14 protein-coding genes are annotated in these 6703 nt (G+C 37.9%); all 14 read left to right on the forward strand.

The annotated features are described in order from the left end of the window. Positions 1 to 275 precede the first annotated feature (275 nt). The 14 genes from AC1RNS_RS26120 (at position 276) to AC1RNS_RS26185 (ending at position 6629) form a co-directional block, all read left to right on the forward strand. Positions 276 to 485, forward strand: coding sequence for a hypothetical protein (locus AC1RNS_RS26120; protein WP_492996725.1), 210 nt, complete (start codon positions 276 to 278; stop codon positions 483 to 485). Further along, positions 482 to 718, forward strand: coding sequence for a YqaI family protein (locus tag AC1RNS_RS26125; protein ID WP_492996726.1), 237 nt, complete (start codon positions 482 to 484; stop codon positions 716 to 718). Before AC1RNS_RS26120 ends, AC1RNS_RS26125 begins: the two co-directional genes overlap by 4 nt. Positions 719 to 790: 72 nt before the next feature. After that, positions 791 to 1690, forward strand: coding sequence for a hypothetical protein (locus tag AC1RNS_RS26130; protein WP_492996727.1), 900 nt, complete (start codon positions 791 to 793; stop codon positions 1688 to 1690). 16 nt (positions 1691 to 1706) lie between these two features. After that, positions 1707 to 2444, forward strand: coding sequence for a PD-(D/E)XK nuclease-like domain-containing protein (locus tag AC1RNS_RS26135; RefSeq protein WP_492996728.1), 738 nt, complete (start codon positions 1707 to 1709; stop codon positions 2442 to 2444). Positions 2445 to 2457: 13 nt separating this feature from the next. Then, positions 2458 to 2631: a hypothetical protein gene (locus AC1RNS_RS26140; protein ID WP_492996729.1), complete on the forward strand. Its 174-nt coding sequence runs from the start codon at positions 2458 to 2460 to the stop codon at positions 2629 to 2631. A gap of 10 nt (positions 2632 to 2641) precedes the next feature. Beyond that, positions 2642 to 2941, forward strand: a complete 300-nt coding sequence (locus AC1RNS_RS26145) for a hypothetical protein (protein ID WP_492996730.1) — start codon at positions 2642 to 2644, stop codon at positions 2939 to 2941. Between the two features lie 48 nt (positions 2942 to 2989). After that, positions 2990 to 3133 (forward strand): hypothetical protein, encoded by a 144-nt coding sequence (locus tag AC1RNS_RS26150; RefSeq protein WP_492996731.1) that lies wholly within the window; start codon positions 2990 to 2992, stop codon positions 3131 to 3133. 34 nt (positions 3134 to 3167) lie between these two features. Continuing rightward, on the forward strand, positions 3168 to 3638 hold the full coding sequence (locus tag AC1RNS_RS26155; RefSeq protein WP_492996732.1) for a hypothetical protein: 471 nt from the start codon (positions 3168 to 3170) through the stop codon (positions 3636 to 3638). A gap of 13 nt (positions 3639 to 3651) precedes the next feature. Further along, positions 3652 to 4056, forward strand: a complete 405-nt coding sequence (locus AC1RNS_RS26160) for a hypothetical protein (protein ID WP_492996733.1) — start codon at positions 3652 to 3654, stop codon at positions 4054 to 4056. A gap of 15 nt (positions 4057 to 4071) precedes the next feature. Continuing rightward, positions 4072 to 5049, forward strand: a complete 978-nt coding sequence (locus AC1RNS_RS26165) for a DnaD domain protein (RefSeq protein WP_492996734.1) — start codon at positions 4072 to 4074, stop codon at positions 5047 to 5049. Continuing rightward, positions 5000 to 5818: an ATP-binding protein gene (locus AC1RNS_RS26170; RefSeq protein WP_492996735.1), complete on the forward strand. Its 819-nt coding sequence runs from the start codon at positions 5000 to 5002 to the stop codon at positions 5816 to 5818. Before AC1RNS_RS26165 ends, AC1RNS_RS26170 begins: the two co-directional genes overlap by 50 nt. Before the next feature lie 33 nt (positions 5819 to 5851). Next, positions 5852 to 6079 carry a hypothetical protein gene (locus AC1RNS_RS26175; RefSeq protein WP_492996736.1) on the forward strand — a complete coding sequence of 76 codons (228 nt, stop codon included), beginning with the start codon at positions 5852 to 5854 and terminating at the stop codon, positions 6077 to 6079. Further along, positions 6058 to 6246, forward strand: coding sequence for a hypothetical protein (locus AC1RNS_RS26180; RefSeq protein ID WP_492996737.1), 189 nt, complete (start codon positions 6058 to 6060; stop codon positions 6244 to 6246). Before AC1RNS_RS26175 ends, AC1RNS_RS26180 begins: the two co-directional genes overlap by 22 nt. Next, positions 6243 to 6629: a hypothetical protein gene (locus AC1RNS_RS26185; RefSeq protein ID WP_492996738.1), complete on the forward strand. Its 387-nt coding sequence runs from the start codon at positions 6243 to 6245 to the stop codon at positions 6627 to 6629. The genes AC1RNS_RS26180 and AC1RNS_RS26185 overlap by 4 nt, the downstream gene beginning before the upstream one ends. Positions 6630 to 6703: the final 74 nt, after the last annotated feature.

Genomic DNA, 6703 nt, shown 5'->3' on the forward strand with positions numbered 1-6703 from the left:
AAAGCCGGAGATTGGTTACACCTAAACAAAAAGATTCGTAGTTTGATGCTAGAAAAGCATGCTAACGCGAAGTTTTTGGCAAATAAAAAAGCTGCTTAACCTTAAGCGAGGGGTTAAACAGCGACTAACATATACAAATCTATTATACCACAAAATCAGACGCTTGCGAGAACAATCTCGCTCTCGTCAAACAGTTTGCAAATGGTTGGTTAGCCGTATCCTCATTGGAATTTGCAGGCTGTTTGATGGGATACCATCAGGAAGAAGGTGAGAACATGAGTATTGCAACATTTATGCCTAAAATGCAGACGGTACGTCTAGACACAGAAGTATTCGAAGAACGTTTTGCTGATTATAACATCCTTAATGAATTCACTGGAATCATCTACACATTAGAGGCTATCGAGGACAATGTACGTTATGTGAGCTTTGTGACGGCATCGTATGCCGAAGTCCTAAGAAAACAAAAGGAGGCGATAGCGTGAGACAACTTATGGAAGTTGAAAACCCAATGGTATTGGGAACAATTGAGCCAGTGAATAGCATACCTACATTTCGTTATGTAGAAATGAAAAGTGATTTTCGAGATATCTATGGAAGTTTAATAGTTTTCAATGATGATTTCATGAAGTTTCAAAACGGTGATATCGTCCACATGGATAACATTCATACGTACCTTGAGGAACATCACAATGCGGTATTTTGCACAAAAAAATAAACCACTACTCGCAATAGTGGCATAAACAAAATATATTTGCGCTCATTATAACGCACTATAGGAGGAATTTCAATGAGTAACTTAGCAGAACAATATCATAATCCTACTTCCTATCAACAACCACAAGGTGGAGGAGCTCTAGCACAAGCTAGCGCTTCTCGGGAAATGGAAGAAGTAAAAGGGCAAATTTTCATGGCAAAACAGTTTCCGCGCAACGTATTCCAAGCTGAACAACGTGTATTAGATACATGTAAACGTCCAGCGTTAGCACAAGTGGCTATGTATCAATATCCTCGTGGTGGACAACGTGTAACAGGTCCATCGATTCGATTAGCTGAAGCAATTGCACAAAACTGGGGCAACTTATCCTACGGCATTCAAGAACTAGAGCAACGTGAAGGTGAATCAGTTGCAAAAGCATTCTGTTGGGATCTTGAAACGAATGTCCGTCAAGAAAAGGTATTTACCGTCAAACACTCTATGAAAGCTAAAGGGTCTATTAAACAATTAACGGATCCACGTGATATTTATGAAAAAGTTGCAAATGACGGTGCTCGCCGTTTACGTTCATGCATTTTAGGTGTGATTCCGGGTGACATCATTGATAAAGCGATTGGTCAATGTCATGAAACACTAGCTGGTAATAGTCAAGGTCCATTAAAAGATCGTATCGCAAATGCGTTGCTTAGATACAAAGAAGAGCATCGTGTCACACAAGAAATGATAGAAGTAAAGTTTGGTTATAATGCTAATTCGTTTACTGAGTATGACTATGTAGAGTTAATAAACATATTTAACAGCTTAAGAGACGGCTTGAGTAAGGTTGAGGATTGGTTTAATAAAGAAGATGCCAAAAAGCAATCCAGTGGATTAGGTGATGATTTCAAAGCTCAAGTAGATTCAAAAACAGAGGTGAAACAAGATGCACCAAACAACATTCCAGCTGAACAGCCAGAATTACCACTCGAATGAGGCAAACCAGCACTATATGTCAGTATCTCAGTTTAAAAGTGCCATGGAGTGTGAAGCCAGGACGTTTGCAGAGATAAGGGGCGAGTATTCTCGTCCTCCTTCTGCAGCATTATTAGTTGGTTCATATTTACATGCTGCATTTGAAAGTAATACGGCAATTGCTGAATTTATAGAAGAGAATCACACCAGTATATATGGTTCCCGTGGTGGCAAATACAAGGACTTCGAAAAAGCCGATGACATGATCGAGACCATTAAAAATGACGAGTTTTGCATGTTCGCTTTACAAGGTGAAAAAGAGGCCATCTTCACTGGCGAATTATTCGGAGTAGAGTGGAAAATTAAAGTCGATAACATTAAACATGATCGTGGATTTTTCAGCGATTTAAAGAGTACTCAAGAGCTACGTAAACGCTATTGGAGCGAGAAATATAATACATGGGTTTCATTTGTACAAGCATTTGATTATGTGCTGCAGATGTGGGTGTATCGAGAAATCATCTTTCAAAATACAGGACGTTACTATGATCCATATATTGTGGCAGTAACTAAAGAATCACCGCCAGATAAAGCCGTTTTACACTTCGATTCAGGGCGTTTCGACTTTGAAAAGGAATATGTTCAAACGATGCTACCAAGCATCATAGATGCAAAGCTAGGGCGTAAAAATGCCCATCGTTGTGACAAGTGCGAATATTGCCGAGCAACCAAGAAACTTAGTGGCACATTCGAAATTGAGTATCTACTGGATTAGGTGGTGCATCTGAATGAACAACGTACCAACGAAGGTGTTATTGCCTGCTTGGATATTCCAACAGGCGAAGGATAACGACGAAATCAGGCGCTTGGTGCTGGATTACATGCAACGGTACCCAAACTATAGGGTGGTCAAGGTTAGTGGTAGTTTTGCGGTTTGTGAGAAGGAACAACGACTTTTATAGGAGGTCAACAGTGAATCTATATAGACAAGATCAAAAATTAAATTTAAGAGTTCAATATTACAAAGGTATTCCACTTCAAGTTATTCAAAGGGCTTATAAACATGCTAAAGCAAAGAGATTCACTTTGAATGGTACAAACCAAAATGTTTGGATACCTAATAAACATCTTGAAGCTGATGGGACATTGAAGGTTGGAGAGAACATCGACTATATTTTCAAACGTTCATATAACCAATTGAAGTTATCAGGGATAACTTGGGACCCAAGGGATGGCTTGTATTACTTAATGGATAGGCAACAGGCAAGATGATTTATATACCTTGAATTTTGAATATTGAAAATATGGAGGGCGAAAAACATGGCAATAGCATTAAAAAATAACGAAATCGAAGTAGTAGGACGCGAAAGGTTAACTCCAGCTTTAGAGGTAGCGAAGAAGTTCACAGCTGGATCACAAGCTAGACCAGCATTAACTTATGTAGCTTTAAAAAGAAAATGGTGAGATACAAGCAACAGATAGTTATCGGGCAATTATCTTGAAAAATATTCATTCTTACAAAGAAGAAGTGTTGTTGAATCACAAAACCTTGGATTTGATGAAGGGTTACAACTACCCTAATTTGAACAGTTTGCTGGAAGTTAAAGCACACGAACAATCTTCTTTCCAACTATCTAAAGAGGATGCTTTGAAACTAATACCTGCAATTAAATTTATTAAAGCTAATAAGTTTGAAACGATGAAATTTCTTTTTACAAATGAATCAATTGAGCTTTCAGTACCTGGTATTCACTTAAAATTGGATGAATTTGAATTTGATATTAAGCAGCATAAAGAGGCTGAAAATATACTTTCTTTCACTCCCAGTTACTTATTAGATGCTTTAGAAGCTTTCGTTAAATTCTCTTCGAATGAAAATATAACTGTTCACCATCAAGGTGCATTAAGAATCTTTATTTTTGAAAATGAAGAAATGACTATAGGGGTTTTACCACGGAGAGTTTACTAGGAGGTGTAAGGGCATGAAAGTATTTCAACAAAACATCTTCGGTGGAGAGGATGTAATCCTATCAGATGTACCAGTGATTGTATTAAAAAATCGCAGTAAAGAAGGTCGGTATTTAGCCGAATCTGCTGATTTAGGAGACTGGGATGACGAAGATTTAGACGTAACGATGGATGATATTGAGAACGCATTTATTATTGTTCGAGATGATTACTCAGAACCTAATGCAGATGATCTTGAAAGGAAACGACAGGAATTTGATATGTATAAAACAGTAATGCAAATAGAATTTGGCTCAGATGCATTTATAGGGCTAGATTTCGAAGAGGTTTTAAAACACTATGATCCTGTTAATATCACCATTCCGGTAAAAGCATATAACGATATTGCAGAGCGTAACGGTTGGGCATTGATCGAATAGGAGGGGCGAGGGCAAATGGCTAAATACAGAAATGTACACACAACATTTTGGGAAGACGGCTTTGTATTGGATCTAACACCGGAGGAGAAATACTTCTATCTGTATTTGATGACGAATAGCAATACAACGCAATGTGGCATCTACGAATTGCCATATAGAGTCATAGAAATGCACACAGGATACAACCGAGAAACAGTCCAAAAACTGCTACAACGATTTGTAGAGTATGGAAAAATCACTTACAACGAGTCAACGAAAGAAATCATGTTAAATAATTGGGCAAAGTACAACTTTATCAACTCACCAAAAGTAAAAAAATGTATCGAAAAAGAGCTACTTGCAGTTAAACATATACCGTTTGTAAGGAGCTACGTTACCTCTTTGGAACAGTTAGGATACCGTATCGATACCGTATCAATACTGTTAGAGGAAAAAAGTGAGACAAAAGTACCTAACGCTAGTAATGGCAATGATTCGATACCGTATCCATACCCTATCAATACCACTTCCATAGACTATGGGGAAGAAAGAGAAGAAGAAAGAGAAAAAGAAGAAGAAGAAGAAAAAGAAGAAGAAGGAGAAGAAAAGAAAGTCGGTCAGTCAGTCGGTCCTTCTACTAATAATCCTTTTCTTGAAATAAAAAACTTCTTTGACTCAACCATTCGTATTAGCAATTTTACGGACCACAAAAAAATGGACATGCTACTTGAATTTTATCCAGATTATTTACTAATCATCGAGGCTATAAAGGTCACTGCTGATAATGGGAAGTCGAATGTTGAATATGTTGAAGGAATTTTAAAGAATTGGGCAATCGAAAAAGGCATCAATACTTATGCCGACTGGTTAGCAAAGGAGGCTAAGCATAATGGAATCGCTAAAGGACAAAATGCAAACAGACAGATTTCAGCAAATTCTAAAGTTCATGCAGGAACAAGCATCGATGCCTTCTATGAACAGCTCGAACGAGACAAGCAAGCCTGGGGAGGATAAGTGCCCTAAATGTAATGGAACAGAGTTTGTTTTCTCTCATTATGAAGAAAAAGGGAACCAAAAATATGAGATTCATAAACCTTGTGATTGCCGAGAGGTTAATAGTTGGAAACGTAGATTTAAAAATGCATTGATTCCAGAGGAATTTGTACATGCCAAATTTGATAATTATGTTCGAGAAACAGATATGCAACAGCGTATGTTCTCAATGGTTAAAGACTACTTAGAATCATTTCCTGTTGATCGTGATGCACTTAAAAAGCAAGGGGCTCAAAACATTGGTTTTATAGCAACTATTGGGGAACAAAGGATTCGTTCATTACCTCCTAACGAACGATTAGAGCTCAAGAATCGACATAACAACTTTGGTATAGGTAAGACGCATTTACAGATTGCTTTATCTAAACAATTGATTAAAAAGGGCTTTAATGTACTGGTTGTATCAGATGTTTCTTTTATGGATGAAATGATGGCTGCTAAACGAATAGATGACAATAGCGAAACTTATTACGGGCTATTGAACAACGTGTTATCAGCAGATGTTCTTGTTTGGGATGATGTTGGAAAAGCAAAGTGGACAGAAGCTCGCGAAGGTTTGTATTACCACATTATTGACGAGCGTTACAAACGTAAATTACCAATCATTTTTAACAGCAATGAGGATAGAGCTACTATAGCCGAGCGTATAGGATATGCAGGGGCTAGTAGATTACTAGACAAAAACGGTGAAGTTTTAGAAACGGAAGGTATTGATTGGCGATTGAAATAATGAGGGGCAACAGCCCCTATGGAGGGTGAAGGAATGGCTGATAAATTTAACTGGTATGCGCCAAGTGGCGAGCTGCTGAAATGTCCTGTACCTGGTTGCAACCATATCGGAAGTATCATCACAAAATTACATTGCCGATTGGAACACGACATGACAAGGGATGAAGTTGGCAAAATGCACGGCATGCCTAAGCGTGTGTTGACGTATTCGGAAAATCAAATCAAAGCGAGGGATGCTGAATGGATGAACAATATTTCATAGATCAAATCACTCTCTACCTTGGATATCATCAACAATTCGGTGGTAAACATAACGAAAAAATGGCTTATAAAAGGCTGGACGAACTTATAGCTTTAAAAGGGCTAAAAGATCGAGAGGAAGGTACAGATTATTACATTTCTACATTGGAAGGGGTGAAGGCTGCATGAAAAAGACTAAGAATCCAAAACTCGAAGTTGGTCAACGAGTATGGCTAGAATACCGCAGTTACCGCATATGGCGAGGTGGTGGTTATGACCGTTCGATATCTGAAGTAGAAGTTATTAGGGCAAATAGATCCAGTGCCTATGTTGTTAATGTAGAAGATTTAAATACTGAAAAGGTTTATGAGCGAAAAATTTCTCAAAAAACACTATCAGGTGATGGTTTAGGATTTGGAACCTCATATCATATTTGGTTTAGTGAAGAAGATTTTGAAGCATCTGTTCAAAGAGAAATTGATACAGCTAATGCACGAAAGGAAGCTCATGAATTAGTAGGTAAAATGTCATTAGAACGATTGCAAAAATTCATCCAGGAGGAAACAACATGATTAACCGAGTCATATTGACTGGACGATTAACAAAAGACGTTGACCTTTCTTTTACGCCACAAGGAGTTGCAAAG

This window comes from Lysinibacillus sp. GW821-FHT14F06, from assembly GCF_058803665.1.